The sequence below is a fragment of the Myxococcus sp. CA051A genome, assembly GCF_013336705.1.
Classification (GTDB): Bacteria; Myxococcota; Myxococcia; order Myxococcales; family Myxococcaceae; genus Myxococcus; species Myxococcus llanfairpwllgwyngyllgogerychwyrndrobwllllantysiliogogogochensis.
Genome location: NZ_JABUMS010000009.1, coordinates 95,894 through 121,273, shown reverse-complemented (window position 1 = coordinate 121,273; position 25,380 = coordinate 95,894). Strand labels below are relative to the sequence as shown.

Annotated in this window: 23 protein-coding genes; 15 read left to right on the top strand and 8 right to left on the bottom strand. The window is 67.8% G+C overall.

Annotation, left to right across the window (positions count from 1 at the left end; all coding sequences use genetic code 11):
* Positions 1-12: 12 nt before the first annotated feature.
* The 4 genes from HUA74_RS25430 to HUA74_RS25415 form a co-directional block, all read right to left on the bottom strand.
* Complete coding sequence (locus HUA74_RS25430) at positions 13-570, bottom strand: peptidoglycan-binding protein (protein ID WP_141645629.1); 558 nt, start codon at positions 568-570, stop codon at positions 13-15.
* A 134-nt stretch (positions 571-704) separates the two neighbouring features.
* Positions 705-1,472, bottom strand: a complete 768-nt coding sequence (locus HUA74_RS25425) for a response regulator transcription factor (protein WP_174456628.1) — start codon at positions 1,470-1,472, stop codon at positions 705-707.
* Positions 1,469-2,752: a sensor histidine kinase gene (locus HUA74_RS25420; protein ID WP_174456627.1), complete on the bottom strand. Its 1,284-nt coding sequence runs from the start codon at positions 2,750-2,752 to the stop codon at positions 1,469-1,471. Before HUA74_RS25420 ends, HUA74_RS25425 begins: the two co-directional genes overlap by 4 nt.
* 96 nt (positions 2,753-2,848) lie before the next feature.
* Positions 2,849-3,349 (bottom strand): hypothetical protein, encoded by a 501-nt coding sequence (locus tag HUA74_RS25415; RefSeq protein WP_174456626.1) that lies wholly within the window; start codon positions 3,347-3,349, stop codon positions 2,849-2,851.
* Positions 3,350-3,448: 99 nt separating this feature from the next.
* Between HUA74_RS25415 and HUA74_RS25410 the strand changes: the two genes are divergently transcribed.
* From HUA74_RS25410 to larE, 7 genes are all read left to right on the top strand, one after another.
* Entirely contained in the window at positions 3,449-4,216 is a 768-nt protein-coding gene (locus HUA74_RS25410; protein ID WP_174456625.1) for a HesA/MoeB/ThiF family protein, read from the top strand.
* Between the two features lie 99 nt (positions 4,217-4,315).
* Complete coding sequence (locus HUA74_RS25405) at positions 4,316-4,555, top strand: sulfurtransferase TusA family protein (protein ID WP_174456624.1); 240 nt, start codon at positions 4,316-4,318, stop codon at positions 4,553-4,555.
* A 7-nt stretch (positions 4,556-4,562) separates the two neighbouring features.
* On the top strand, positions 4,563-4,835 hold the full coding sequence (locus HUA74_RS25400) for a MoaD/ThiS family protein (protein WP_174456623.1): 273 nt from the start codon (positions 4,563-4,565) through the stop codon (positions 4,833-4,835).
* Between the two features lie 6 nt (positions 4,836-4,841).
* The gene (locus tag HUA74_RS25395; protein ID WP_174456622.1) at positions 4,842-5,483 is read left to right on the top strand and encodes a ThiF family adenylyltransferase; all 642 of its coding nucleotides are present in this window, start codon (positions 4,842-4,844) and stop codon (positions 5,481-5,483) included.
* On the top strand, positions 5,483-5,899 hold the full coding sequence (locus HUA74_RS25390) for a Mov34/MPN/PAD-1 family protein (RefSeq protein ID WP_174456621.1): 417 nt from the start codon (positions 5,483-5,485) through the stop codon (positions 5,897-5,899). The genes HUA74_RS25395 and HUA74_RS25390 overlap by 1 nt, the downstream gene beginning before the upstream one ends.
* 201 nt (positions 5,900-6,100) lie before the next feature.
* Positions 6,101-6,901: an adenylyl-sulfate kinase gene (gene cysC, locus HUA74_RS25385; RefSeq protein WP_141644792.1), complete on the top strand. Its 801-nt coding sequence runs from the start codon at positions 6,101-6,103 to the stop codon at positions 6,899-6,901.
* Positions 6,902-7,006: 105 nt separating this feature from the next.
* Positions 7,007-7,900, top strand: coding sequence for an ATP-dependent sacrificial sulfur transferase LarE (gene larE, locus HUA74_RS25380; protein WP_174456620.1), 894 nt, complete (start codon positions 7,007-7,009; stop codon positions 7,898-7,900).
* Here larE and HUA74_RS25375 read toward each other — a convergent pair.
* Positions 7,897-8,853 (bottom strand): hypothetical protein, encoded by a 957-nt coding sequence (locus HUA74_RS25375; RefSeq protein WP_174456619.1) that lies wholly within the window; start codon positions 8,851-8,853, stop codon positions 7,897-7,899. The two genes, larE and HUA74_RS25375, sit on opposite strands and share 4 nt — an antisense overlap.
* Before the next feature lie 183 nt (positions 8,854-9,036).
* On the opposite strand from HUA74_RS25375, the gene HUA74_RS25370 reads away from it, so the two are divergent.
* Together HUA74_RS25370 and HUA74_RS25365 are read left to right on the top strand one after the other, a co-directional pair.
* Complete coding sequence (locus tag HUA74_RS25370) at positions 9,037-9,552, top strand: hypothetical protein (protein ID WP_371817307.1); 516 nt, start codon at positions 9,037-9,039, stop codon at positions 9,550-9,552.
* A 59-nt stretch (positions 9,553-9,611) separates the two neighbouring features.
* Positions 9,612-9,776: a ribbon-helix-helix domain-containing protein gene (locus HUA74_RS25365; protein ID WP_141644788.1), complete on the top strand. Its 165-nt coding sequence runs from the start codon at positions 9,612-9,614 to the stop codon at positions 9,774-9,776.
* A gap of 23 nt (positions 9,777-9,799) precedes the next feature.
* Here HUA74_RS25365 and HUA74_RS25360 read toward each other — a convergent pair whose 3' ends face one another.
* Positions 9,800-10,654, bottom strand: coding sequence for a tRNA pseudouridine(38-40) synthase TruA (locus tag HUA74_RS25360; protein WP_174456617.1), 855 nt, complete (start codon positions 10,652-10,654; stop codon positions 9,800-9,802).
* A 44-nt stretch (positions 10,655-10,698) separates the two neighbouring features.
* Between HUA74_RS25360 and HUA74_RS25355 the strand changes: the two genes are divergently transcribed.
* The 3 genes from HUA74_RS25355 (at position 10,699) to clpX (ending at position 13,807) form a co-directional block, all read left to right on the top strand.
* Positions 10,699-11,622, top strand: a complete 924-nt coding sequence (locus tag HUA74_RS25355; RefSeq protein WP_174456616.1) for an AgmX/PglI C-terminal domain-containing protein — start codon at positions 10,699-10,701, stop codon at positions 11,620-11,622.
* Between the two features lie 27 nt (positions 11,623-11,649).
* On the top strand, positions 11,650-12,306 hold the full coding sequence (locus HUA74_RS25350; RefSeq protein ID WP_141644785.1) for a hypothetical protein: 657 nt from the start codon (positions 11,650-11,652) through the stop codon (positions 12,304-12,306).
* Positions 12,307-12,529: 223 nt separating this feature from the next.
* Positions 12,530-13,807, top strand: a complete 1,278-nt coding sequence (clpX, locus tag HUA74_RS25345; protein WP_141644784.1) for an ATP-dependent Clp protease ATP-binding subunit ClpX — start codon at positions 12,530-12,532, stop codon at positions 13,805-13,807.
* Between the two features lie 72 nt (positions 13,808-13,879).
* On the opposite strand, the gene HUA74_RS25340 is transcribed toward clpX, so the two are convergent.
* Positions 13,880-19,201 carry a trifunctional serine/threonine-protein kinase/ATP-binding protein/sensor histidine kinase gene (locus tag HUA74_RS25340; protein ID WP_174456615.1) on the bottom strand — a complete coding sequence of 1,774 codons (5,322 nt, stop codon included), beginning with the start codon at positions 19,199-19,201 and terminating at the stop codon, positions 13,880-13,882.
* A gap of 162 nt (positions 19,202-19,363) precedes the next feature.
* On the opposite strand from HUA74_RS25340, the gene crtI reads away from it, so the two are divergent.
* From crtI to HUA74_RS25325, 3 genes are all read left to right on the top strand, one after another.
* Entirely contained in the window at positions 19,364-20,878 is a 1,515-nt protein-coding gene (crtI, locus tag HUA74_RS25335) for a phytoene desaturase family protein (protein ID WP_174456614.1), read from the top strand.
* Positions 20,879-21,116: 238 nt separating this feature from the next.
* Positions 21,117-21,926, top strand: coding sequence for a hypothetical protein (locus HUA74_RS25330; RefSeq protein ID WP_174456613.1), 810 nt, complete (start codon positions 21,117-21,119; stop codon positions 21,924-21,926).
* 78 nt (positions 21,927-22,004) lie between these two features.
* Entirely contained in the window at positions 22,005-23,051 is a 1,047-nt protein-coding gene (locus HUA74_RS25325) for a HEAT repeat domain-containing protein (protein WP_256434706.1), read from the top strand.
* Between the two features lie 3 nt (positions 23,052-23,054).
* Here HUA74_RS25325 and HUA74_RS25320 read toward each other — a convergent pair whose 3' ends face one another.
* The gene (locus tag HUA74_RS25320; RefSeq protein ID WP_174456611.1) at positions 23,055-25,301 is read right to left on the bottom strand and encodes a carotenoid oxygenase family protein; all 2,247 of its coding nucleotides are present in this window, start codon (positions 25,299-25,301) and stop codon (positions 23,055-23,057) included.
* Between the last annotated feature and the right edge of the window lie 79 nt (positions 25,302-25,380).

The following is a 25,380-nucleotide window of genomic DNA, read 5'->3' as shown; positions in this document are numbered from 1 at the left end:
AGTGACGGGGACTCAGTACGCGACGTGCACGTGGTCGCCGTGGCCACCGATGGCGCCAATGGGCGTGCCGTTCTTGATGCCGCCCTTCGGGTCATAGAACAGCTCGGTGGGCTTCGTGCCCGCAAGGCGCGTGTAGTACTCGGCCATCTTCGCCGGGCTTCCCGCCACGTCGATGGCGCGGCCCTTGTAGTGGTACGAGCCCGGCGTGTGCTGGCCACCCGTGGTGGAGGTGATGGTGAGCCCCATCTGCCGGGCCAGGTTCGACGCGAAGTCGAGCTTCTGGCGGTTGGTGCCGTTCACCGGGAAGTTGCCCGGGACGCCGCCGGGGCCCTTGGTGCCGTCCGGCTTGCCGTCCCACATGTCCTGGTTGCGCGAGTTGAAGATGGAGCGGCCCGTGTTGTTGCCCACGACGCCGTCCGCCTTCAGCCCGTGCTGCTTCTGGTAGGCCGTCACCGCCGCCTTCGTCTTCGCGCCGTAGATTCCGTCCGCCGTGCCGGGGTTGTAACCGGCCTTGGCCAGGGTCTTCTGCAGCCGCGTCACATCCGAACCGCGCGTACCGACCTGGAGCATGGAGGGCCTCTTTCTCTCGCCGAAGGCGGAAGGCTTCGTACAAGAGGGTTATCGGTGCCCATGTCCGTGAGTTGCGGCTTAAGTGGGATAAAGCAGGGAATGTCTGTTTTTAGGCCCTGCTTGAAAATGTCGCGTCACACCGAAATGAGGCCCTTGCGGATGCCCTCGGTGACGGCCTCGACGCGGTTGGTCACCTCGAGCTTCCGGTAGATGTGCTCCAGGTGGGTGCGGATGGTGGCCTTGCTGAGGCTGAGGAGGCGGGCGGCTTCGCTGTTGGAGACGCCCTTGGCGATGAGCTGGAGGATTTCGCGCTCGCGGTCCGACAGGGGCTTGAGCAGGGGCTCTTCAAGGGAGGGGTTCGCCGCGGCGGGAGTGGGGGCCGCGGGAGGGGGCGACGCGGGCTCGGAAGGGATGGGCGTGGCATCCGGGTCGACGCGGAAGTGACGCAGCAGTCTGCGCGCGAGGTTGGGCTGGATGACGGTGCCGCCCGCGCGGACTTCCTTGATGGCCTCGATGATCTTGTCGACCGGCGAGCCCTTGAGCATGTAACCGGATGCCCCGGCCTTCACGGCCTCGAGGACTTTGTCCTCCTCGTCGAAGATGGTGAAGATGAGGATCTCCATCTTCGGGTAGACGGCCTTGATTTCGCGCGTCACGTCGATGCCGCTCATGCGGGGCAGGCCCAGGTCCAGCAGCAGGACGTCGGGCATGACGCGGGGGACTTCCTCCAGGGCGGCCTCGCCGGACAGCGCGGTGCCGACGATGTCGATCTCCGGGTGGCCCTCGAAGAGGCGCAGCTGGTTCTTGAGGATCTTGGTCTGGTCTTCCACGACGAAGACGCGGATGGGCGGCTGCGCGGGAGTGGAAGGAGGCTGCGGGGCATCCACGGGGGCTCCGGTCATGTCGGGGGGCTGGGGAGGGAGAAGGCCACCTGGGCGCCCGAGCCCGGTGACGAATCCACGATGAGCTGGCCGCCGAGCTTCATGGCGCGCTCGCGCATGTTCAGCAGGCCGTAGTGTCCGCGCGGGGTGCGCTGCGGGTCGAAGCCCTTGCCGTTGTCGTGGACGATGAGGTGCACGTGCTCCTCGGCGTAGTCGAGCTTCACCTGCACGAGCTTCGCCTCGGCGTGTTTCACCGCGTTGGAGAGGCACTCCTGGAGGATGCGGAAGAGGGCGAGCTGCGTGTCGGGGGACAGCTTGCGCTGCGGGCCCGTGCGCTCGAACTGGATGGACAGGCCCGTGCGCTCCTGGAACGTCTTGGCGTAGTCCTCCAGGCCCTGCGACAGCTCGAAGTCCTCGCGCATCATCTGGAGGCTGCGGCGCAGCTCGTCGATGGACTCCTCGGCGGTGGCCTTCAGCTCGCGAATCTCCGAGCGCAGTCCGTCCTCGTTCGCGAGGTTCAGGATGTACTCCGCCTGGATGATCATCGACGAGAGCGAGGCGCCCAGGCCGTCGTGAATCTCGCGCGCCAGCCGGTTGCGCTCCTCCACCACGGCCAGCTCCTTGAGGTCTCCCTGGAGGGCCACGACCTCGCGGTGCGCGGCGGCCTCGCGCTCGTTCAGGTACACGAGCACGTAGACGATGATGAAGTTGAGCGCCAGGTACCAGAGCAGCGTGAGCAGCTCCACCGCCGTCACGGAGCGGTTGAGGAGCAGGTCCAGGCGCGTCGTAATCGGCAGCGCCAAGAGTGGCGGCAGGATGGCGAGCGGCTTGGGGTAGAGGATGGAGAAGAGGGTGGTGAAGAGCAGCTGCGTGGCCAGCAGGGGGCTCTGGAGGCCACCTCCCACCACGGGCTTGGCGATGAGCACCACGAGGATGACCAGGTCGAGGCACAGCGTGGTGTACGTCACCCAGCGGCCGGCCTTCGGGTGGTCGATGACGAGCAGGTTCGCGACGCTGTAGAGCAGCATCGTGAAGTAGCCCAGGAAGGAGAAGGCTCCGGTGAGACCGAAGTAGCCGCTCCAGGTGGGCACCGCCAGGATGAGCAATCCCAGCGTGAGGAACATCATTCGCGCATAGAAGAGGGCGCGGGCCCGGGCGACGAACCGGTCCTGTTCCCAGGACGCGGTGGCCTGCTCCGTGGAGACGCTGTCCGTCAGCTTGCGGCGCAGGAGGACCTCGCGCACTCGCGCGCGGAGGTCATTGGCCGGGGTCTCCTCGCCGAGGGCGAGATTCGAATTCATTGGGTGGCAGCTTACGAGAGCCGCCGGGTGTGCGGGAATCCCTGGGGTACTTCGCCCACCTCCCCGGCGGGCGGGGAGGCATGCGAGACGGCGTTGTCACCGGGGAGATGAGGGCTGCATGCAGACCTTGCGGGCCTCGGGCTTGTGGTTGAACACGTAGGTCAGCCGGTCCGTGGATTCGCCGGTGCGCTCGTCGAAGAGGGGCGTGCCGCCCGCGTACATGGTGCCCTCGGCGTTGCCGTACTCGTCCAGCTTGTGCTTCTTGAGCCAGCGGTCCACGCAGGACTCGAGCGCGGCCCGGTGAGCCTCGGGGGTGCCGGTCTCCTTGAGGGTGCGCTGGGGAGGCGTGGCCGCGTCGGGCGTCCCGGACGCGAGCGTGCCGGAGTCGGCGGTCGCCTTCTCGGAGCCGATGGGCGCGGCCTCATGGAGCGCCTGGCCACTGTCGGAGGGGAACTTCGCCGCTTCGCTCGAGCCCTGGGCGTCAGCCGCGGGCAGGGATGCGTCCGCGGGGCCCTGGGCCTCGCCGGTGTTCTTGTGGCAACCGTGGACGAGCAGCAGGGTGGTGGAAAAGACGAGCACGCCGGTCAGGTTTCTCATATGTCCTGGCTGTGGAAAGGGCGCCTGCGCCCAACTGTTGACAGGTGCGACGCAGGGTCCCGCACGTTATTCGCATCCGCCCTCGCGGAGCAGCAATCGATGCACGGCCCAGAAGAGCACCACCATCCCCGGATTCCCCACGCCTCCCGCATCGAGCGCTCGCGGGTGCTCGTCGTGGGAGCAGGCGGGCTTGGCTGCCCGGCCTCGCTGGCGCTGGCCCAGGCCGGTGTCGGCCACCTGACGCTGGCGGACCCGGACCGAGTCGACGTGACGAATCTGCCCCGGCAGCTCTGGCACCGCGCGCAGGACGTGGGGCGCAACAAGGCGGAGTCCGCGGCGGCGGGGCTCATGCGGGCCTTCCCCGCGCTGACGACGGACGTGCTTCCGGAGCGCGTGGACGCGGACAATGTGGAGGGACTGTTCCGCGCGCATGACGCCGTCATTGATGCCACCGATGGCGTGGGGACGAAGTTCTTCCTCTCGGACGTGGCGGTGCTCACGGGCGTCCCGCTCGTCTACGGAGGCGTGCTGCGGATGCAGGGGCAGGCGATGCGGGTGGAGCCCCAGGGGCCCTGTCTGCGCTGCCTCTATGAATCGCCGCCTCCACCAGATTCGGTACCCACGTGCGCGCAGGCGGGAGTGCTCGGCTCGCTCGCGGGGCTGGTGGGTTCGGTGCAGGCGCTGCTGGTGCTGGAGTTGCTGGCCGGCGCCGCGCGCCGTGTGCCAGGTGAGGCCACGCTGCACGTGCTGGATGGGAACACGCTGCTGGGACGGCGTACGCGCGTCGAGCGGGCCGAGGACTGTCCAGGCTGCCGCATCACCGCTGTTCCGACGTTCCCCGAGGAGGGCACGGCATGCGCGCGCTGAGGGCGGAGGCACGGCCATGAGGCCGGCGACGGCGATGTCGGGCCTCCTCGATGTTCTCCAGGTACAGCGCTCTGCTCGTCGGTGCGCGGAGACACGGCCATGAGCGAGGTGACGGCGACGCTGGACATCACTCGCGAGGTCTGCCCGATGACCTACGTGCGCACCAAGCTGCGCCTGGAGGCGCTGGAGTCGGGGGCGTTGCTGGAAGTGTTGCTCCGGGGCACCGAGCCGCTGAAGAACGTTCCCCGCAGCGCGCGCGAGGAGGGGCATGAAGTCGTCTCCCTCGAGTCGCGCGACGATGGAACGCACCGATTGGTGCTCCGCAAGCAGGGAAGGTGAGTGAGCCATGGCGACGATTCGGATTCCCTCGACGATGCGGACGCTGACGCGCAATCAGGCGGAGGTCAGCGCCTCCGGCGCCACCGTGCGCGAGGTGCTGACGGATTTGGACGCGCGCTACCCCGGCATCGGCTCGCGACTGCTGGACGAGCGCGGCGCCGTCCGGCGCTACGTCAACGTCTTCCTCAATGAGGAGGACATCCGCGCCCTGCGCGAATTGGACACACCGGTGAAGGACGCGGATCGGCTCACCCTCATCCCGGCGATGGCGGGAGGGTGACGTCGCATGGCCCTGCGTGAAGATCAGATCCTCCGTTACTCGCGGCAGATCCTCCTGCGCGAGGTGGGCGGTCGAGGCCAGGAAGCGCTCCTGTCCGGCGGCGCGCGCGTGGACGCCACGGGCGCTTCGGGGATGACGGCGGCGGCGTATCTGGCGGGAGGAGGATCACCCGTGGCCGGAGTGGGCTCGCTGACGCTGGGGCCATGGGCTCCAGGCTTCCTCATGTCGGCGACGGACGTGGGTCAGCCCGTGGCGGTGACGCTGGCCCGCGAGGTGGCGGCGCTCAACCCGGACGCGGCGAATCCGGAGCGTGGCGGCGGACTGCTGGCGGAACTGCCCACGGCGTGGAGCGGGGATGCCCCCTGGGTGGCGCTCTGCGGCGATGGCGCTCGGGCCGGCGTGGTGTTCCGGGGCGCGAAGGGCTGCGTCTGGTGCTTCGGAGAAACGGTGCGGCACCTGGGGCCGCCTCCGGATGGCGCGCTGGGCGTGGCGCTCGGGACGCTGGGGGCCATGGTGTTCCAACGTCTCCGGCTGGGCATGGAGCCGGCCCTGGGCGGCCGCTGGTTGGTGCCCCCGGGAGGGCTGGAGGAGATGGACGTACGCCAGTGTTCGCGCTGTGCCTCGCGAGCCGAGCCTTCTTCGCCGTGATGCCCTGGTCGGATCCGCGCTGGCCGGAGGCGGTCCGTCGCGAAGTCATCCAGCACCTGGAGTCGTGCTACCCGCTGGAGGGCTGCGGAGTGATCCTCCACGCTCCCGGGGACGGCTCCTGGCGGGTGTGCCCCCTGCGCAACGCGTCCCCGCGCCCGGTACACGCCTATGCCTTCTCCCCCGAGGAGTGGCTGGCGGTGTGCGTCCAGGCGGAAACACGGGGAGAGCAGGTCGTAAGTGTGTTCCACTCCCATGTAGACGGGCCTCCCACTTTTTCGAGCGAGGACCGCTCCCTGGCCGCCCCCGCCGGGCATCCGCTCCTACCGGGAGTTTCCTATCTCATCGCATCCGTACACCGAGGCTGTGTCTCCTGGGTGTCCGAGTACGTGTGGAGGGATGGAGATTTTCAGACGTGACGGGTCTGAAAAGACCATTGCAAGAACGAAAAAGCCCAGTATGCGCAAGCACTTGACCGCCTGTTACCCCTACCTGCGGAAAGGTGCGCCTGAATTGTCAAGTGAGTGGGTTTTCGTCTATAACCACGTCCATCTTCTGGATCTGCGGCGTCCACCGCGGCGTGCAAGAAGCGCTCCGGACGCAGGGAGTTGAAAACCCTTATGGCCTCCAACACTGGATTCACCCTCTGGCTGACCGGCATGTCCGGGACCGGTAAGAGCACCACTGCCGCTTACATCGCGGCGCGGCTCCGTCAGGTCGGCCGCAACGTGGAGATCCTCGACGAGGGGGAGCTCGCCGACGAGCTGTGGGCGGGGTTGGGTGATTCGAAGGATGAGCGCAACACGATCGCCGGTCGTCTCGGCTTCGTGGCGAACGTCCTGACGCGCAATGGTGTCGCCGCCCTGGTGCCCTGCGTGAGCCCCTACAAGGGGAAGCGTGAGGAGAACCGCCGCGCCATCGGTCGCTACGTGGAGGTCTACGTCGACTGCCCCACCGAGAAGCTCATCGAGCGCGACAGCACGGGTCGCTACAAGAAGGCGCTCAACGGGGAGATTCCCAACTTCATCGGCATCACCGAGCCGTACGAGCCGCCCAACTCGCCGGAAGTCACCATCCACTCCGACGTGGAGTCGGTGGAGGACGGCGCCGCGAAGATCTTCCAGTCGCTGCTGGACCTCGGCTACATGACCACCGAGGAGCTGAAGATCATCACCGGCAAGAAGATGAAGGCCAACCCGCTGCCGGCCAAGGGTGAGCGGGCGGAGAAGGCTGAGAAGCCCGAGAAGGGTGGCGGTGCCAAGGCCCGTCGGGCGGAGGAGCCGAAGGTGGCCGCCAAGGTGAAGCCTGCCAAGGCCGACAAGGCGGACAAGGGCGCGAAGTCGCGTCCCGCCACGCGCGCTGCCCGCGTCGCGAAGCCGGCTCCCGCGGGGAAGAAGCCCGCGAAGGGCAAGTCCCGCTGAAGAGGGGGGGGCCGGACACGGCCCTCGTTCCACTTCAAGTCAAGGGCTCCAGGTTGCCGCGCGATGCGCGTGCAATCCGGGGCCCTTTCGTTTTAGGAGTCCCCCATGCTGAGCCCCGAGCGAATCCAGGCCCTGTGTGAGTCGTCGCGTCCCAAGCTGGAGGCCATGCGTGCCGCGTTGCGCGCCCATGGAAGTGCGCTGGTGGCCTTTTCGGGAGGCGTGGATTCGACCTTCGTCCTGAAGGTGGCCGTGGAGGAGCTGGGCGAACGGGCCCTGGCGCTCACGGCGCTGTCCGCCTCGGTGGCCCCCGAGGAGGCGCAGGAGGCGCGGGAGCTGGCGGAGAAGATGGGGGCCCGGCACGTCGTCCTGGGCAGCAACGAGCTGGCCAATCCGCAGTACGCGGCCAACCCCACCAACCGCTGCTACTTCTGCAAGACGGAGCTGTACGACATCTGCGAGGCCCAGCGGACGGAGCTGGGGCTGGCGGTGGTGGTGGACGGCTTCAACGCGGACGACTTCAAGGATCACCGGCCGGGGCACAAGGCGGCGCGTGAGCACACGGTGCGCTCTCCGTTGGCGGAGGCCGGGCTGACGAAGGAGGAGATTCGCGCCTGGAGTCAGTTCCTGGGGCTGCCCACATGGGACAAGCCGCAGATGGCGTGCCTGGCGTCGCGGATTCCGTACGGCACGGCGGTGACGCGGGACAGGCTGCTGCAGATCGCCGCGGCCGAGTCGGAGCTGCGCAAGCTGGGCTTCCGGCAGTTCCGTGTGCGCTACCACAGCGACGTGGCGCGGCTGGAAGTGGCCGCCGAGGAGTACGAGCGGTTCCTCGTCGCGGATGTGCGCCAGCGGATCAACACCGCGTTCCTGGCGCTGGGGTTCAAGTTCGTGGCGTTGGATCTGGAGCCGTTCCGCTCAGGCCGCCTGAACGAGGCCGCTGGCGTGACGAAGCCCGCGACCCAGGGGGCCACGGGCTTCGCACTGCCCGTCGTGAGCTAGGGCTTCGGGATGAAGCCGGTGCCGACCATCCGGCCCTCGACCTTGCTGCTGTAGGAGCTCGGCGTCCAGCCGAGGGCTCCGAGCTCGACGGTCGTATCGAACTGGAACGCTTGAGGGGTGGGGTACCCCTGGCTGTCCACTGTGCCAGTGAAGGCTGGGCTGACGGGGCCTGCCCTGAAGCCGAAGTTTGAATTGGCGAGGAGTCCTGCGAGGGACACCGAATTGCTGTCGGGCTGTGCGGACAGCTTGAAGGTCATGGTGTGCCCTGAGAGCCCGATACCGACGTTGTAGTGGAGGGGTTCGAGGTAGTCCCCCCCGAACTGAGGCGTCAGGGGACCCGTGGTGACTTCGAGGTTGAGAGTCCCATCTGGCCCCGGTGCAAGCCGAGTCAGCGTCACGGACTCGAAGCTGAATGCGAAGGGCCTGCTCTGGCCTTCCATATAAACGCAGGAGCAGGGCCGGCCACCTTGGTACACTTTGGTGAACTCCACCTGCCCGGTGATCCACCCTCCCTTGTCCACGCGGATGCCCACATCCACGGTGCCGGGGAGCACGATCTTGAAGATGAATTGGACGGTGGTTGTTTCCTTCTCGGCGATCGTGAACTGCAAGGGGTTTGGAGAGATCATCAACGCCTCGATGCGCTTGCCGGGCTCACCTGCAGTCACCTCCTCGAGGTGGTAGTCGCCCTTGAGCTCGATGTAATAGAGGCCCGTCGGGAGCTGGATGGAGAGAGTCTCCTCGCTGATGTCGGTGATGGTCGCGTTCTGAGGCCCGGTGAGCTCGAAGGTGGCCCCGACCAGGCGGTACGTCTTTCCCTCCGAACTCGATGTCAGCAGGGGGAGTTGCATGGCGCCCTTGCCGGGCTCGTACTCACTGGGAGGCCCAGAGGAGCCGCCGCACGCGGCGACGAGCAGCGCGAATGCAAGTGTGCCGAGACTTGATTTCTTCATGGGCATGTCCTCCAGGGGGTGGTCATCGTAGGCATCTTGAACGACCGCGTTAAACGTGTGGGGCGTATCGCATGATGAGGCCGCGTGTGCCTCGGGGCTGGTAGAACACGCGGTCGCAAGATGGCTCGCGAGTGCACAGTGACGTCCGGATGGTCCTCGGTGCTGACGAATCCTCTGCGGGCCGTGGCACTGCTGATCACAGTGCTCCCGCCAGGGGACGCGCCGGCCGCCGAGTACGTGGACTCTCCGTACCGGGACCGCAGTGCCTTCTCGCTGATCCTCGGCCCGGGCGCCTCCTATACGGAGTTGATCGACAGCGGGGATGCCGAGGTGGTGAAGGGGCTCGACGCGCTGCTCGACGTGGGGGCCAGCCTCACGTTGGGGTACGACGGGAACGAGGTCTTCGTGCTGATCCGCGGCAGCCTCCGGGAGCCAGATCTCTCGCTGGTGGGCGGGTTCCGAAGCGTCTTCGGGGACGAGTCCTGGCAGTCCTTCGTGGATCTCGGCGCCGTCGTGCGTCCGTTTTCTGGGCCGTGGGTGGGGCCTCGCGTAGCGTTGGGCCTGCGACACACCTTCTCGGAGCGGTTCGCGGTGTACGGGGGACTCGGGCTCACGCTCGGGTTCGGATCCGGACTGCGCGCCGATGCCGAGGGCTTCACCGGGCTGCAGTGGATCTTCCCGGTAGGCGGATCCGAGTGAAAATCTTGCGATCAAATAGGTCTGTGAGATGGTGTGCGCATCTGTAGGAGGTTGCGCACTTGGACATGAATCCCCGTCTCACTTCGGTGGTCTTCCGGCTGAACCGCGAAAAGCTCGATGCTCTGAAGGAGCTGTCGCGCACCACCCGCATCCGTCAGAGCGAATACCTCCGAGAGGCCATCTCGGATCTGCTGGCGAAGTACGAAGAGCGCCTCGTCGACTGATCAGCGCGAGGATCCGCCGCGTGTCACCCGGGTAGGAAGGGTGGCTCCAGCGGCAGCCCTGGAGGGTGGAGACGCTCCGGGGCGGTGAAGGGATCCACTCCAGGAGGGTAGCGAACCTCCCAGAGCATCAGGCCGTGAGCGGGCGCCTTGAAGCCCTCCATGGCCGCCCCTGTCTCCAGGGCCGCGAGCCACGCCTCTTCTGGCAGCAGCCCCGCCGCAACCTTCAGCGCGCCACCCACCACGTAGCGCACCTGGTAGCGAGCAAAGCCGTCCCCGGTCAGCCTCACCTCGTAAAGGCCACCGCCCCGCTCGTGCAGGGTGGCGGACTCCAGCGTGCGCGGCTTGCGGGGGCTGGACTTCTCATGGAAGGCGATGAAGTCCCTCGTGCCCGCCGCCATGGCGAGCAGCTCCGCCACCCGCTCGGGTGTCACCGTCGCGCCTCGTCCCTGGAGCCCCGCTTCGCCCGCCACGTCGAGCGAGTAGGGCGCCCACTCCGGCGACGGCGCTTCGCCGCCCAGCCACAGTCGATATCGATACTCCTTGCCGCTCGCGCTCCACTGGGCATGGAAGGAGCCGGGCCGGCGCACCAGGCACAACCCGAGCCCCGCGGGCAGGTGCGGGGGCAGTCGCTGGGCGAGCGACTCGGGTGAGTCTCCCGCCTCCAGCCGGACGCTCACCACCTGCATTCGCGCATGGACGCCCCGGTCCGTCCGCCCCGAGGGCATCACCGTCGCGGGCACTCCCACCGAGCGCAGGGCCCCCTCCAGGGCCTCCTGGACGGTGGGGCCTTCCGGCTGGCGCTGGAACCCGCGGAAGTTTCCGCCGCGGTACCAGATCCACAGTGCGACAGGAATCCGCTTGGAGGTCGAAGTAAGCACGGCGTTGCGAGGGCGCGGGGTAACACGGGATAATCGCGCGTGAAATGGCAGCTGGACAAGAACTCGCGGCGGACGTGGATGGGCAGTGGCTCTTCCGACATGGAGACCTGGTCCTTGGACCGGTGAGTGGCTCCCAGATCGTGGAGAAGCTCAAGACGGGCGAGTTGACGCCCGATTCCCCTCTGGCCCTGGCCGGCGAGAGGGACTTCCACCCCATTAAAGATGTGGAGCCCTTCAAGGTGCACGTGGCGCTCTCCGAGGCACGGGTGCGCGTGGACGCGGCCGTCCTGGTGGAGCGGGAGAAGAACCGCAAGCGGGTGATGGTGCTCGGCGGCGTCGCGGGTGCGCTGGCGCTGGTGCTCGGCAGCGCGGGCCTGCTGCTGGCGCGCAACGCCGCGGTGCACGGCTGGTTCGGAGAGGACGAGTTCGAGGGCATCGAGATGGAGGCCCCCGTCATCCGCGTGGCGCAAGCGCGCCAGGACAACGAGGAACTCTTCGATTATCCCACGCAAGGCTCCGCCCGGCCGACCAAACCCGGGGAGACGGGCACGACGAAACCCGCGAACGGCACGGGCAAGCCCACGGCGGTGGCCTCCGCGTCACGCACGGAGGACCGCAAGCCGCCGCGTCCCTCGGGGAGCGTGAACACGGACGCGGAGGGCATGGAGGTGGCGCAGCAGTTCGACCAGTCCGCCATCAACCGCATCGTCGCGGGCAACAAGTCCACGCTCTTCAAGTGCTTCAAGGAGGAGGCCGAGCGCAGTCCCGGGCTGGCCACGAAAATCCCCCTGGAGTTCGTCATCGGCAACGACGGCAAGGTCAACAAGCTGTGGGTGGACAACCCCCAGTTCAAGAAGGGCCCACTCTACGACTGCCTCTTCACGGAGCTGCAGAAGTGGCCGTTCCGGGCCTACGACGGAGAGCGGGCGACGGTGGGCCTGTCGTTCAATATCGGCAAGCGGGGGTAGGGCCACTTTCTTGCCCACCTCGCGGGCATGCCGCATACCGGGGCCATGTCCGCCGCATCCGTTGCCGAGACCGAAATCGCGAAGAAAGCGCTGAGCGTGCCGCCGGGGACGTTCCGTCACACCGTGCTGATGGCCGCCAAGCGCTTCAAGTCCACCTGGGCCGAGCTGGGCAAGTTGCTCGTGACGGTCCGGGACGAGGCGAAGTTCGAGGAGTGGGGCCACCCCACCTTCGAGGCCTACTGCCTCAAGGAACTGCACATCAAGAAGCAGACGGCCCTCAAGCTCACCCGTTCCTTCAGCTTCCTGGCCAAGCATGAGCCCGAGGAGGAGCTGCGGGCTCAGGAGTTCCCGGAAAAGGCTCCGGCCTTCGAGGTCATCGAAGTGCTGGCCGACGCCGAGGAGCGGGGCCAGTTGTCACCCACTGAATACAAATCCCTACGTGACAGCATCTGGAGTCCGGAGAAGTCTCCGACGGAGCTGAAGAAGGAGTTCACCGAGCGCTTCCCCCGTCCGCCGCCCGAGCCGCCGCCCGAGAGCCTCCAGGTGCGCAAGCTGGCGTCGATGGCTCGGAAGCTCGCCAGCGAGCTGGCGGGGTGCCGCAAGATTCCGAACGCCGTTGCCGAGCGGGCAGCCGCCCTGGCGGACGACGTGGAAGAGCTCGCCGCGGGCGTGACGGACGCCTGAGCCACTGTTACTGAACGCTCACCCGTTGCGGAGGCTGTACGCTCCGTAACGGGCCCGCACCGTTGGGCTTCCTGCCCAGGGGGGAGGGCCCTATAGTGGTTATGGGCCCCCATGTAGGTGGGCCCGGCGGCTGTTCGAGACGTGGGCAGGCCGTTTGGGTTGGGGAGCGGTGGACGGCGAAGTGGCTCCGGGGGAACCGGGGTCGGCGAACTCGGAGGCGGCAGTGAAGAAGGAGCACCACGTCAACCTGTCCTGCTCGTTCTGCGGAAAATCGCAGCGCGAGGTCCGCAAACTGATTGCGGGACCTACGGTCTACATCTGCGATGAGTGCATCAAGCTCTGCAACGACATCATCGCGGATGAGAACGAGCGTGAAGAAGGCAAGCCTCAGGTCAGCCTGCCAACGCCTTCGGAAATCAAGGCGTTCCTCGATGAGTACGTCATCGGGCAGGACCAGGCCAAGAAGGTACTCGCCGTAGCGGTGTACAACCACTACAAGCGAATCTACCAGAAGAAGCCTTCGGCTCGACCGCGCCCTGGCGTGAAGAGTCCGTCGGGCGAGGAGGTGGAGCTCAGCAAGAGCAACATCCTGCTCATCGGCCCCACGGGCAGCGGCAAGACGCTGCTGGCGCAGTCGCTGGCGCGCTTCCTCAACGTCCCGTTCACCATCGCGGATGCCACCAGCCTCACCGAGGCCGGCTACGTGGGTGAGGACGTGGAGAACATCATCCAGAACCTGCTCCACAACGCCGACTACGACGTGGAGAAGGCGGCGCGCGGCATCGTCTACATCGACGAGATCGACAAGATCGCGCGCAAGGGCGACATGCCCAGCGCGACCCGCGATGTGGGCGGTGAAGGCGTGCAGCAGGCGCTCTTGAAGATCATCGAGGGCACGCGCGCCAATGTCACCCCGAGGGGTGGCAAGAAGTACAACCAGCAGGAGTACGTGCAGGTCGACACGACGAACATCCTGTTCATCTGCGGCGGCGCGTTCCACGGCATCGACGGCGTCATCAAGCGCCGCGTGGGTGAGAAGGGCCTGGGCTTCGGGGCGCGAATCTCGCACCGCGAGGACCGCAGCGTGGGCGAGCTGCTGGCGCTGACGGAGCCGGAAGATTTGATGAAGTTCGGGATGATTCCCGAGTTCATCGGTCGTCTGCCGATGATCGCCACGCTGAATGATTTGAAGGAAGAGGACCTGGTCACCATCCTCGCCCAGCCGAAGAACGCGCTGGTGAAGCAGTACCAGAAGCTCTTCGAGATGGAGAAGGTGAAGCTGACCTTCACGAAGGAGGCGCTGCGCGCCATCGCTCGCGAGGCGATGCGCCGTCACTCCGGAGCGCGTGGCCTGCGCGCCATCCTCGAGGATGCGATGCTGGAGATCATGTACGACGTGCCGTTCCGCGAGGGCGTCAAGGAGTGCAAGATCACCGAGACGGTCATCACCCGTCACGAGGCACCCCAGCTCGTCATGGAGAAGGAGAAGAAGACGGCCTAGCCGCCGCGCTGCTTCTCTGATGTTCCGGCCCCTCCTTCCCGTGTGGAACGAGGGGCCTTCTCATGTCCGGCGTCAGGCGGCGGCGGTGGTGCCCTTGGGCGCGGGGAGGGTGATGATGAACTCCGCGTACTCGCCCAGGATGCTCTCCACCCGAATCTCGCCCTGATGCTCCTGGACGATGTCGTGGCAGAGCGACAGGCCCAGGCCCGTGCCGGAGCCGGCGGGCTTGGTGGTGAAGAACGGGTCGAACAGCTTCTCGCGAATCTCCAGCGGAATGCCCGGCCCGTTGTCTCGCACGCGCAGCTCCACGCGGTCTCCCTGCCGGCGGGTGGAGACCTGGACGCGAGGGACGAAGCCCGCGTCGGCCTTCTGCTGCTTCTGCACCGTGGCGTAGAAGGCGTTGTCGAGGATGTTGATGAGCAGGCGGCTGATGTCGCCGGCCACCACCTCCACGGTGCCGACGGTGGCGTCCAGCTCCGTGTCCGTCTCCACGGTGGCCGCGCCCTGGCGGGCTCGCAGCCCCTGCACGGCCAGGTTGACGCTGTCGCGAATCAACATGTTCAGGTCCGCGCGGGTGCGCGAGCCCTCCGAGCGCCGCGAGTGCCGCAGCATCGTCTTGATGATTCCCGATGCACGCTGGCCGTGGGACTGGATGCGCTTCGAGTTCTGCTTCAAGTCCTCCAGCGTCTCCAGCACGTCCTCCGCCGTCGTGGCGTCGAACTTGTCCGTCATGCCCCGCAGCGTGGAGTCCAGCTCGGCGGCCAGCTTCGCGGACAGCTCCGAGAAGTTGTTCACGAAGTTGAGCGGGTTCTGCAGCTCGTGGGCGATGCCCGCGGTGAGTGAGCCCAGGGACGCCAGCTTCTCCTGCGCCACCAATTGCCGCTGCATCTCCTGGATGCGGCTGAGGGTACCCGCCAGCTCCACGTTCTTGCTCTGGAGCTCCGCGGTGCGCTCATCCACGCGCCGCTCCAGCGTGTGGCTGTACTCCTCCAGGCTCGCGTACAGGCCCGCGTTCTCCAGGGAGATGGCGCCCTGGAAGGACAAGAGGCGCAGCACCTCCAGGCGCTCGGGCGTGAAGGCGCCTCGCGTCGCGTCGTTCTCCAGGTAGAGCACCCCCGTGAGCGAGCCCTGCTTCAGCAGCGGGCTGCACAGCACGGACTTCGGACGTGCGCTGCGGACGTACGGGTCCTCGGAGAAGGGCTCCTCCGCCGTCGCGTCATCCAGGAGCACCGTCTCCCCGGTGCGCACGACGTAGTGGACGATGGAGGCCGGCAGCGCCGTGGACGACTCCACCGGCACGGCCTGCCCTTGCAGCACGCGGGCTCCATCCACGGAGCCCTCCGCTTCGATGAAGAGGCCCGCGGGCTTCTTGAGGATGAGGAAGCCGCGCCGCGCCCCCGCGTTCTCGATGAGCAGCGTCATCAATTTGCGCAGCAGCTTGTCCAACACGATTTCGCCGGACAGCGCGCGCGCCGTCTTGAGCACCGACTCCAGGTCCAGTGCGGCCAGCGGAGTGCCACCGGACTCCTCGGTCCGAGGGAACTCTGGAGCCGAAGAAGTCAGCAGGCGCGGATGCTCTCGCTCCATTCGCGAGACGAGGGCCCGTGCGCCCCAGCGCAGATACGCGCTCCGTGCCTCTTCCAGATACGAGCGGGCCACTCGCTCGCGACCCACGGACAGGTGGAAGTGCGCGGCCCGCTCGCAGGCCACGCCCTCGTCGAGCGACAAGCCGTGCTCCCGGGCCAGTCGGATGGCCCGGTCATAGCCATCCGCTGCTTCGTCGGCGCGCCCGTCGACGCGTGCGCGCTCCGCGTCGAGCAGCTCCGCGCGCGCGCCATAGTTCATCGGGGCGATGCGGGCCCAACCCCGCATCTGCTTGCGGAGGGTGTCGATGGCGCGCGAGGAGCGGATTCGCTCCAGCGGTCCCTTCGTGGGATGGAGCTGGAGGAGCGCCAGTCCCTGGAAGAACTTGTACCAGGGCAGGTACATCTGCCCCGCGATGAGCTCCACGCGCGCGTCCACCGCCGCCGCGCTCTCCAGCGCTCCGCTCGCATCACCCCACAACCAGCGCCGCATGGTGCGCATGACGTCGCAGGTGGCGATGCCGTTGGCATAACCGAGCTGGTGATACGGGGCGACGATGTCCTGCTCCCGTGCCTCCACGTCCCCGGTGAAGGCACCCGTGAGCACGTCGAGCGTGTGCCGCGTGTACTGGAGGAAGGGCACGTTCTGGTGCCGGTGCGAGGCGAGGGCATCGATGAAGCGGTCGACGCGCGGGCCATGCTCTCCCAGTCCATCTCGCGCGATGAGCGACACGGCGCAGCCCGCGCTCGAGTTGTACGCGAAGTACTCGATGTCTCCTGTCTCCTGGCCCTTGCTCGCCCCGGCGAAGAAGTCGTCGATGCACGGCGACAGCGGCTCCTTCCAGTGCCGGATGAAGAGGTTGAAGACGAAGTGGACCATCGACCGGAGGCTCTCCGCGCTGAAGCGGTCCAGCGTCTTCAATGCCAGCCGGCCGTAGCGGTAGCCCTCCTCGGGATTGCCCAGGTGGACGCTGAGCATCAGGCCATAGCCCACGTAGCCGAAGGCCGCCGTGCCCGTCGCCCCATGCCGGATGGAAATCTGGAGGTTGCGCAACACGACGAGCGGGAAGAGCAGCGGCCGGGCCATGAACGCGGCCGTGGCCAGCTTCATCATCACCCGCAGCGTGGCGAGCAGCAGCGGGTCCGTCAGCTCCGGAAGTGACTCCAGGTCCTCGGGCTTGCGCAGCCCCAGGTACATCTTCGTCTTCGCCACGGCGGCCAGGACATGCGCCTGCTTGGGCTTCGCGGGCAGGTGCTGCCCCAACGTCCCGAGGACCTTCAGCCCCAGGTCCACCGCGCGCTCGTGCTCACCCCGGTGCGAGTGACACTGGAGTCTCACCAGATGCACCCGCACCTGTTCGAGCCGGTCCACCGCGTGGGCCAGCGCCGTGCTGGCCAGCCGCTCCATCTGCTCGAAGTCCGCAGCGAGGTACGCCGCCTCGGCCGCTTCGACGTGCAGGTCGAACGCGAGCGCGCGGTTCCACTTCCAGCCCTCGTCTCCGAGGAGCTGTCGCCCTGTCGTCAGGAGCCGCAGCGCCGCGGCCCACGCACCGCGTGACTTGGCGCCGCGCCCCGCGCGCAGGTCCAGCTCCGCCACGCGGTTGCGTTCCTCCGCGTCCTTCAAGACGGGCAGGGCGAGGTGGAAGTGGCTGACGATGTCGGCGAGCTGCTCGTCCATCAGCTCGGGAGGCGTGTGCCGCAGCAGCAGCCGGCCGATGCGCGCATGCACCTCCGGATGCTCGCTGACGGGCGTCAGCTCCAGGGCTGCCTGCTGGACGCGGTCGTGCGCGAACTGGAAGCTGTCGCTGCTCTCGGTATCGGCGAGCCGTTCGCCCACCGGGGCCACCAGCCCCGCCTGGAGCACTTCGTCCAGGGCCTCTTCCGCCTGCTCCGGCGAGCGCTCCAGGACGACGGCGAGGTTGCGCAACGTGAAGGTATGTCCGAGTGCCGCCGCCACTGGCAACAGGGCCTGCGCACCCGGGCTCAGCTCTCGAATTCGCGCCGTGAGCAGCGCCACCACGCCGTCGCTGAAGTCCTGTCCGCGCAGCGCTCCACCATCCCACCGGAACCCGCCGCCCTCCGCGTCGAAGCGCACGAGCCCGCGCTCGTAGAAGGCGCGCAGGAGCTGCACCGCGAAGAACGGATTGCCCTCCGTCAACGAGAGCACCACCGCGTCCAGTTGCGTGTCCGGCTGACCCGCCGCCGCGGGGAAGACATCGGCCACGAGGCGGGTGAGCTGTGCGGGTGTCAGCGGCTCCAGGTCGATGCGCTGCACGGGCGTGCCCGCATCTCGCAGGGCCTGAGTGAGTCCCTCCACCGGATGCTCGGGCCCCAGCTCCTCGGAGCGACAGGCCGCGACGACGAGCAGGTGATTGAGTCCCCGGTCCGACAGGAGCAGGCGCAGCAACTGGAGGCTCGCGCTGTCCGCCCACTGGAGGTCGTCGAGCACGATGACGAGCGGATGCTCCTGCGTGGCGAGCACCCCCACCAGCTTGCGCAACACGAGCTGGAACCGGAGCTCCGACTCCGCGGGGCCCAGCTCGGCGACAGGGGGCTGCTCGCCCAGCACCAGCGCCAGGCGCGGCACCGCGTCCACCACCAGCCGCCCCATGCCACCCAACGCCTCCAGCAAGCGCGCGCGCCAATCCTCCAGTCGCTCCTCGCCAAGCAGGCTGCGGGCCACCTCGCGGAAGGCCTCGAAGACGCCGCTGTAGGGCGTGTCACGAAGGAGCTGGTCGTACTTGCCCCTCACGAACAGGCCATGTCTCGCCGACACGGGACGCTTGAGCGTGCCCGTGAGCGCGGACTTGCCCATGCCGGCCGCACCCGTGAGCAGCACGAAGCCGGAGCGACCCGACGCCGCGCGATCAAAGGCGGCCTTCAGCTCGGCCTGTTGTGTCTCGCGCCCATAGAGCTTCTCGGGCACGGCGAAGCGTTCGGGCACGTCCTTCGTGCCCAGCTCGAAGTCGGGCACCGCGCCGGTGGTCTCCTCCAGCGCGTCGAGGCAGCGCTGGAGGTCGGCGACCAGTCCGTACGCGCTCTGGTATCGGTCCTCGGGTGACTTGGCGAGCAGCTTGAGGATGAGGGCCGAGAGGGGGCGAGGCAGCTCCGGCACGAGCTCCTGTGGCGCCGGCGGGGGGAGCGCCACGTGCGCGTGGATGAGCCCCAGGGCATCGGTGTCCGCGAAGGGCCGACGGCCGGTGAACAGCTCGAACAGCATGACACCCAGCGAGTAGAAGTCGCTGCGCGAGTCCACGCTGCGGTGGGTGCGGCCCGTGCCCTCGGGCGACAGGTATTCGAGCGTGCCCTCCAAGCGCTCCGGGGCGACAGGCGCCACTTCGGCCCGCGCGCGGCGCGTGGCCAGGGTGAGTCCCGTCAGCTTCACGGACGAGCCGTCCGCGCTCAGCAGTACGGAGGCGGGTTGCAGGTCCCGGTGCAGGATGCCGGCGGCGTGGAGTTGGCCCACGGCGCGAGCAAGGGCGACGGCGATCCTGCACCCGGCGCGGCCCTCCATGCGGCCCGCGGCGAGTCGCTGGGCGAGGGTCGTCTCTCCAAAACCCTCGAGCACGAGCACGGACATGCCGGGGCGGGATTCTTCGAGGGAAAGAGGGTGGAGGACGCCGTCGAGGCGGAGGGTGTGGGTGAGCTCGAATTCGTGGCGAAGACGATTGGTGAGGGACGGGGGCCGAGTGGGCTCCGCGACCTTCAGGGTGACCCGGGCACCATCTTCCGCGCGCGTGGCGCGAAGGAGCTGGAAGGAGCCGGAGGAGGAGAGCGCTCTGTCGCTGCGGTAGCCAGGAACCTCAATCATTGCTCAACCCGTGCGCGCAGGGGCGCGGCACCCCCCCTTGGAAGGGGGAGGCTAGCTGTGCACCCCCAGGCTCGCAACAGCGCCCGGTCGCTTCACCAGGAGGGTTGCCTGCTCGCCGGAGTGGAGCGCGCGGCCCGGGTGTGCCATGGAACCTCCACGGTGATGAGACCTTCGGCCAGGGTGGAGCTCGACACGCGGCGGGACGGCAGGCGCGTTCTCGTCATCGGAAGTGGTTTTGGAGGGCTGGCGGCCGCGGTCCGACTGGCCGCGCGAGGCTGGCGAGTCACCGTCCTGGAGCGGAGGGATGGACCTGGTGGTCGGGCCCATGCCTTCCAGCAGGACGGGTTCACCTTCGATGCCGGCCCTACTGTCATCACCTGTCCGCACCTGCTCGAGGAGCTGTGGGCCCTGGCGGGACGGAAGCTGGCGGACCACGTGGAACTCAAGCCGGTGACGCCGCTGTACCGCATGCGTTTTCCGGACGGCGTCACGTTCGACTACCACACGGACAAGGAGGCGATGCTGGAGTCCGTGCGACGCATCTCGCCTGGAGACGAGGCGGGCTACCTGTCGCTCAGTGCCCGTGTCGAGCGGATGTACGAAGCGGGCATCGGCCCGCTGATGAGTGCGCCGGTACCGCACGTGCTCAGCCTCGCGCCGTTCACTCCGGCATTGGTGCGCGATGAAGCCTTCCGGAGCATGTATGGACTGGTGTCGCGTCACGTGAAGGACGAGCGACTGCGGCAGGCGCTGAGCTTCCATCCGCTCCTCATCGGCGGCAGTCCCTTCTCGCCCGCGAGCGCGGTGTACACGTCCATCCAGTTCGTGGAGCGGCGCTGGGGTGCGTTCTTTCCGGTGGGAGGAACGGGGGCGTTGGTGCGGGGAATGGTGTCCTTGCTGGAGTCGCTGGGGGGCGAGGTTCGCTACGGCAGCGAGGTGTCGGAAATCACGGTGGAGGGGCGCAAGGCCACGGGGGTTCGGCTCGGGGATGGTTCGTGGCTTCCCGCCGAGGCCGTGGTGTCCAATGCGGACGCGGCGTGGACGTACCGCTATCTGCTGCCCAGGCATGTGCGCAGTCACTGGACGGACACGCGCATCCAGCAGGCGCGGTACTCGATGAGCGTGTTCCTCTGGTACTTCGGAACGCGGCGTCGGTACCCGGACGTCGCGCACCACACGTTGCTGTTCGGACGCGACTTCAAGGGCATGTTCTCCGGACTGGCCGGGCCGGGGCTGCCTTCCGAGGACCCGCTGCTGTACCTCCATCGCCCCACGGCGACGGACGTGGGGCTGGCTCCGCCGGACCACGATGCGTTCTACGTGTTGGCGCCCGTGCCGCACCTGGGAGACGGCTCGAGCTGGAAGGCGAGGGCGGAGATTTTCCGTCGCAAGCTGGCGGCCCGGCTGTCGCGCACGGTGTTGCCTGGGCTGGAGCAGGAGTTGGTGACGTCGCGAGTCTTCACGCCGGAGGACTTCCGGGATGACCTGCGCTCGTTCCGGGGCGCGGCGTTCAGCTTCGCGCCCACGCTGATGCAGACCACGTTCCTCCGAGCCCAGGCCAAGAGCGAGGACGTGGACCGGCTCTACCTCGTGGGTGCGGGGACGCATCCGGGGGCGGGACTGCCCGCGGTGTTGTGCTCCGCGAAGATCGTCGACACGGTCATGGCGGAGGCCTGAGCCCGCATCGCCGCATGGAGGCGTGAGCCTCGTGCTGACGAGGCGGCGGAGCGGCTTCAGGTCTCGATGGCGGCGCGTGAGTCCGTATCGCCGAACGGAGGCGTGAGCTTCGTGCTGGGGCCGGGTCTGCTTCGGACCTCGATGGCGACGGGGCAGCCCGCATCGCCGCGCTGCGTTCACGCGGAGATTGAGGGCGGGGCGCGCGTGCCCGAGAATCAGGCCACGGAGGAGCGCGTACATGACGACGGTCGAGGACCTGCCCCACTGTCACATCATCCTGAAGGCGGCGCTCCAGGCCGCGCGCCCGGAGGACCGGCCCGACGGGCCGTGGGCGCTGGGAGGGCCGCGCCCTGTCTGTCCGGCAGCGGGGCAGGTGGAACTGGGGCTGTGGTTCTCCTCGCTCGTCGCGCCGCACCTCGCTGACCGGTTCGAGGAGGCCGTCGCACGACGCGTGCTGGACCACGTGCGTGACTTCCTCGCGAAGCCGTCGCGCCTCACGCCGCAGGAGTCACTCTCGCTCGGGCATCAGAAGCAACTGACCAGCCACGCGGGCCGCGCATACCACCGGCTCATCGCGGACTCCCGCTCCGAGCCCAAGGAGTCGGAAGCACTCGCGGTGGCCCGGCGCACAGCGGGCGCGGCGGCGGCCCTGTGTCGGGGCAAGGACACGTATGTCCACCTCACCGCGGCTGTGGCTCGGGTGGTGAAGTACCTGCGCGAGGCGGAGACGCGCGGCGACTTGAGCGTGCATGACTTCATCGTGGAACTGGACGCGCGCATCCTCCGGCTGGAGTGTCAGGCTGCGATCACTCCATTGCTCGCGGCGGACACTCCGCCGCCGGAACTCGACGCGGTGCTGTGGCGGTTCGATGGAGGCAAGGGTCAGGCGCGGCACTTCATCGCACGTCTGCGTGGTGGAACCCTGGGCCTGGTGACGAAGCTGGGCGCGCGCTGGGCCTGGGTCGAGGGACGCCGTGATGAAGTCCTGGCCTCCGTGCCGGACACGCTCTTCGAGGACGCCACCCGTACCGTCATGGCACGGGAGTGATGCGAGGAGTCACCACGCCGCGGGGCTCGCGCGGAACTCGGGGGTGATAGGTTTTCGAGAGGCTTTCCCCTGGGAGGTATGGATTTGGGCTCAACCCCGTCAGGCCGAGTGAGTGCATTCCTCCGGAGTTTCGGTACCTGGGTCGATGGAGCTCACTCCGCCAGGGTTCAAGAACTCATCGAGCGCCTGGCGCAGCGGCCGTACGATGACTTCGCGGTGCGGGATCTCGCGGAGCTTGGCCCGCACGCGCGCCACGCGGGGGGTGTCCTCGTTGAACATCTGGCCAGCAAAGGCTGGGACATGAGGATCACCGCGGCCCTCGCGCTCGGCCTCATCCAATACGCGGAGGCCACCGATGCGCTCATCGCGCAGCTCGAAGATGGCCCGGACTGGCGCCGTGTCCATGCCTCGGCCCGCGCTCTCGGGTTGCTCTACGCGGAGCGAGCCATCGAGTCGCTCGAGCGCATCGCGGCGAGGCATTGGTATCCGCCCGTGAAGGAGGCGGCCAGCCAGGCCGTTCGGGTCATCCGGGGCGAGGAAGAGTATCCGGCGGGGAGGATCAACTCCGTGTTCTTCGCCCATGAGCATGCGGGTGCATCCCTGACGGCCACCTCCCGTCCGTTTCTCGACCTGGGCCCGGATGAACTCCCCGCGGTCTTCCTCGCGCAACGGACCTACTCCGCCGAGGTGTTCGACATGGGCGAATATCCTTCTCGGGTGAAGAAGCGAAACCAGCGGCCCCAATGCGGCCTGCGTGTCTCGGACGGATATCTGCTGGGTGCCAGTCGGGGAGAGTGGGGTGGCGAACTCGTTCACCAGCGGGACGACGCCACCGAAACGCACATCCTCTACACCCATGTGGTTGGCATCCATCGCCTGGGGCCGCACATCATCGTCGCGACAGGACTGGCCCACCTCGGAGGGAACACGGGTCGACTGTACCGGGTGTTTGCCCAGGGCGAGACCTTCGACGTGGAGCCCTGGCGACAGCTCCCCGGTGCTCCTCAGGGCTCTGGATGGCTCGCCGACGGACGCCTCTACATCTCCTGTTTCGGGGGAGCTGTCCTCGTCTCCCCCGAGGGAGACTTCGAGATGGCGGACTCCGGGATGCTCCCGGCGAAGTGACGCTCAGTCCTTCTTGCCGCCCCCGCCCGGAGGCGACCGCGGGCGCTGGCGCGGGAAGTTCGGGAACACGTCTCGCTCGAATACCTTGCGCAGCTTCGGGAAGTTGAGCGCCCACCTCACTCCCAGCCTCCACGGCGTGAAGAGCACGCGCGGGACACGGGGGAACAGTCCCGGGAGCCACTCCGCGTACGTCTTCTCCATCGCGTCCACGTTGTAGTCCTCGCGAACGTCCACGCAGTACTGCGGGCCCGCATTATCCGGCACGTGGCCGTCGAGGATCTCCCCCAGCCCTGGCGGAAGGAACGTGGTGTGCAACGTCATGCCCACGTCGAAGTACTTGCTGCCCAGCCGGCAGATGGGCCCCTTGCTCATGTTCTCCGAGTCGAAGATCCACACCTCGTTACCCGTGGAGTCGGCAGGCAGGTCCGGCGTCGGGTCGGAGACCACCAGCGCCACGACGTAGCCCTTCCAGTACGGCACCTTCGGCAGCTTGATGCTGGGCACGAACTGCGGCGCGAAGCCGAACCAGCCCGTGGGCAACACGTAGCCGTCGAAGCGACCCGACTTGACGTAGAACTTGAAGAAGCTCGCGGCCCGGCCTTCCTGGATGGGCAGGCCGCTCTTGTCTCCAACGATGGGCTTGTAGAGCTGGTAGACGTACTCGGGGACCATGTCCGCCGCGAACCCATCCGAGTTGAAGTAGATGGCCAGTTCGTCATCCGGAATGACCCAGTTCGGCTCCGCCCCGTCGCTGTTGTCGGAGGTGGGCGAGCGCCACTTCTGCCGCAGATACAGCCGCAGGTTCGTCTCGAGTTCTCCGTTGACGAGGCCCGCGTTGGAGAAGACGGTGAGGCCCCAGGTGAAGTTGTCGTGCGAGTGCAGGCGCGACTCGATGCGCCGGTTGCGCATGTCGATGCGGTGCACCCCCAGCGAGCTGCGCGTCACCGGCACCGCCGTGGGCATGCCCTCCTGGTAGGCCTCCGCCCGGCGGCCATTGATGAGCAGGTCCCCTTCCTTGATGGTGTGGGACAGGTCCTCGGACGGCGAGTGTCCCGCGACCAGGGTGATGACGTCGTCCGGGTTCTCGTAGCGAGCCGCGAAGTGCAGGCCACCCCCGCCGGACTGGAAGCGATGCGCCGGAATCCTTGGCGGGTCGTCCCGCGACAGCGTGCCGGGAGAGGGCCGCAGGTCCGAGCGCTTCACCACCCAGAACACCGCCTGCGGGTACGCGCGCTCGGAGGTGAATCTGTCCACCAGTCGCTGCACGCGCGTCATCCCCGGCAGCGCCGCCTGCACCGCGATGGTCCAGAAGTTGATGGGGAAGTTGCTGTCGAGCAACACGACGTAGTCGCGCGTGACGGCGATTTGATGGAGCGACTGGGCGACCACCGGATTGCCCGTCGCCGCGTCCATCAGTGCCCAGTGGTGCAGCCGGTTCTCCCACGTGTCCCAGCTCGACAGGTGCGTCCAGCCTTCGCCGAGCGGCCACTTGGGGGCGTGGTTGGTGAAGAAGAGGCGAGGCTTCTGCTGGGACTCGGTCTCCCGGGGAGAGATGGGCTCCGCCACTTCGGGCGCGAACGCGGGGTGCGCGGTGCTCTGGAGCAGCGGGAAGGCCCAGGGCGTGGGGATGGCGGGCTTCCACTCGCGCAGATAGCCGAGCGGCGTGTACGCCTTGAGCGTCATCGGGTGGATGGCCCACGGGCGCCCCGCGTCCGTGGTCACCAGCAACATGTTCTCACCCTCCACCAGGAACGGCGCCGTGTTGGGGGCCTCCTGCGCGCCCAGCGCGATGCTCACGTCGGAGAGCGTCGTCTCACGGAACTCGTTGAGGTAGCGGGTGATGGGGCCGCGAGAAGTCGCTCCATCGTTCACCGGTTCCCGCGCGTAGTACGACGGCGTCTCCATGATGGCGGAGCTGAAGGTCGCGTCGGCGCCGTCGAAGTCGAGCCGCAGCACCAGCCCATCCGAGGCCAGCGCGGGCGAGCCCGCATGGACGCTGGGGCCCGCGACGAAGACATGTCCATGCAGATCCGGCGGCAGCTTGCCGGCGAGCACCTTCAGCGGCTCTTTTGAGTACGGCGTCCGATCGGACGTCATCGCGTTGCGCGGCATGCCCGGGCGCAGGCCCGGATGCACGACGAGGCCGGGGTAGGTGGTTCCGTCCGGCATGTGCGGCGGCGCGGGAGCGGGCTCGTCGTCACCGGCGGCGTGGGGAAGAGGAGGAAGAGGGGGCTTGATCGCTTCGTGCATGGACGCCTCCACGGGTAGGGAGGTGCAAGTCGTGTCGGGGGAACGGGGCCGGCACGCTATCACGCGCCGCATCTCCACC

Excerpts from the sequence above, each read along its gene's own strand:
- HUA74_RS25430 (WP_141645629.1), bottom strand. The coding sequence starts at position 570 with ATGCTCCAGGTCGGTACGCGCGGTTCGGATGTGACGCGGCTGCAGAAG.
- HUA74_RS25425 (WP_174456628.1), bottom strand. The coding sequence starts at position 1,472 with ATGACCGGAGCCCCCGTGGATGCCCCGCAGCCTCCTTCCACTCCCGCG.
- HUA74_RS25420 (WP_174456627.1), bottom strand. The coding sequence starts at position 2,752 with ATGAATTCGAATCTCGCCCTCGGCGAGGAGACCCCGGCCAATGACCTC.
- HUA74_RS25415 (WP_174456626.1), bottom strand. The coding sequence starts at position 3,349 with ATGAGAAACCTGACCGGCGTGCTCGTCTTTTCCACCACCCTGCTGCTC.
- HUA74_RS25410 (WP_174456625.1), top strand. The coding sequence starts at position 3,449 with ATGCACGGCCCAGAAGAGCACCACCATCCCCGGATTCCCCACGCCTCC.
- HUA74_RS25405 (WP_174456624.1), top strand. The coding sequence starts at position 4,316 with ATGAGCGAGGTGACGGCGACGCTGGACATCACTCGCGAGGTCTGCCCG.
- HUA74_RS25400 (WP_174456623.1), top strand. The coding sequence starts at position 4,563 with ATGGCGACGATTCGGATTCCCTCGACGATGCGGACGCTGACGCGCAAT.
- HUA74_RS25395 (WP_174456622.1), top strand. The coding sequence starts at position 4,842 with ATGGCCCTGCGTGAAGATCAGATCCTCCGTTACTCGCGGCAGATCCTC.
- HUA74_RS25390 (WP_174456621.1), top strand. The coding sequence starts at position 5,483 with ATGCCCTGGTCGGATCCGCGCTGGCCGGAGGCGGTCCGTCGCGAAGTC.
- cysC (WP_141644792.1), top strand. The coding sequence starts at position 6,101 with ATGGCCTCCAACACTGGATTCACCCTCTGGCTGACCGGCATGTCCGGG.
- larE (WP_174456620.1), top strand. The coding sequence starts at position 7,007 with ATGCTGAGCCCCGAGCGAATCCAGGCCCTGTGTGAGTCGTCGCGTCCC.
- HUA74_RS25375 (WP_174456619.1), bottom strand. The coding sequence starts at position 8,853 with ATGAAGAAATCAAGTCTCGGCACACTTGCATTCGCGCTGCTCGTCGCC.
- HUA74_RS25355 (WP_174456616.1), top strand. The coding sequence starts at position 10,699 with ATGGCAGCTGGACAAGAACTCGCGGCGGACGTGGATGGGCAGTGGCTC.
- HUA74_RS25350 (WP_141644785.1), top strand. The coding sequence starts at position 11,650 with ATGCCGCATACCGGGGCCATGTCCGCCGCATCCGTTGCCGAGACCGAA.
- HUA74_RS25340 (WP_174456615.1), bottom strand. The coding sequence starts at position 19,201 with ATGATTGAGGTTCCTGGCTACCGCAGCGACAGAGCGCTCTCCTCCTCC.
- crtI (WP_174456614.1), top strand. The coding sequence starts at position 19,364 with ATGAGACCTTCGGCCAGGGTGGAGCTCGACACGCGGCGGGACGGCAGG.
- HUA74_RS25330 (WP_174456613.1), top strand. The coding sequence starts at position 21,117 with ATGACGACGGTCGAGGACCTGCCCCACTGTCACATCATCCTGAAGGCG.
- HUA74_RS25325 (WP_256434706.1), top strand. The coding sequence starts at position 22,005 with ATGGATTTGGGCTCAACCCCGTCAGGCCGAGTGAGTGCATTCCTCCGG.
- HUA74_RS25320 (WP_174456611.1), bottom strand. The coding sequence starts at position 25,301 with ATGCACGAAGCGATCAAGCCCCCTCTTCCTCCTCTTCCCCACGCCGCC.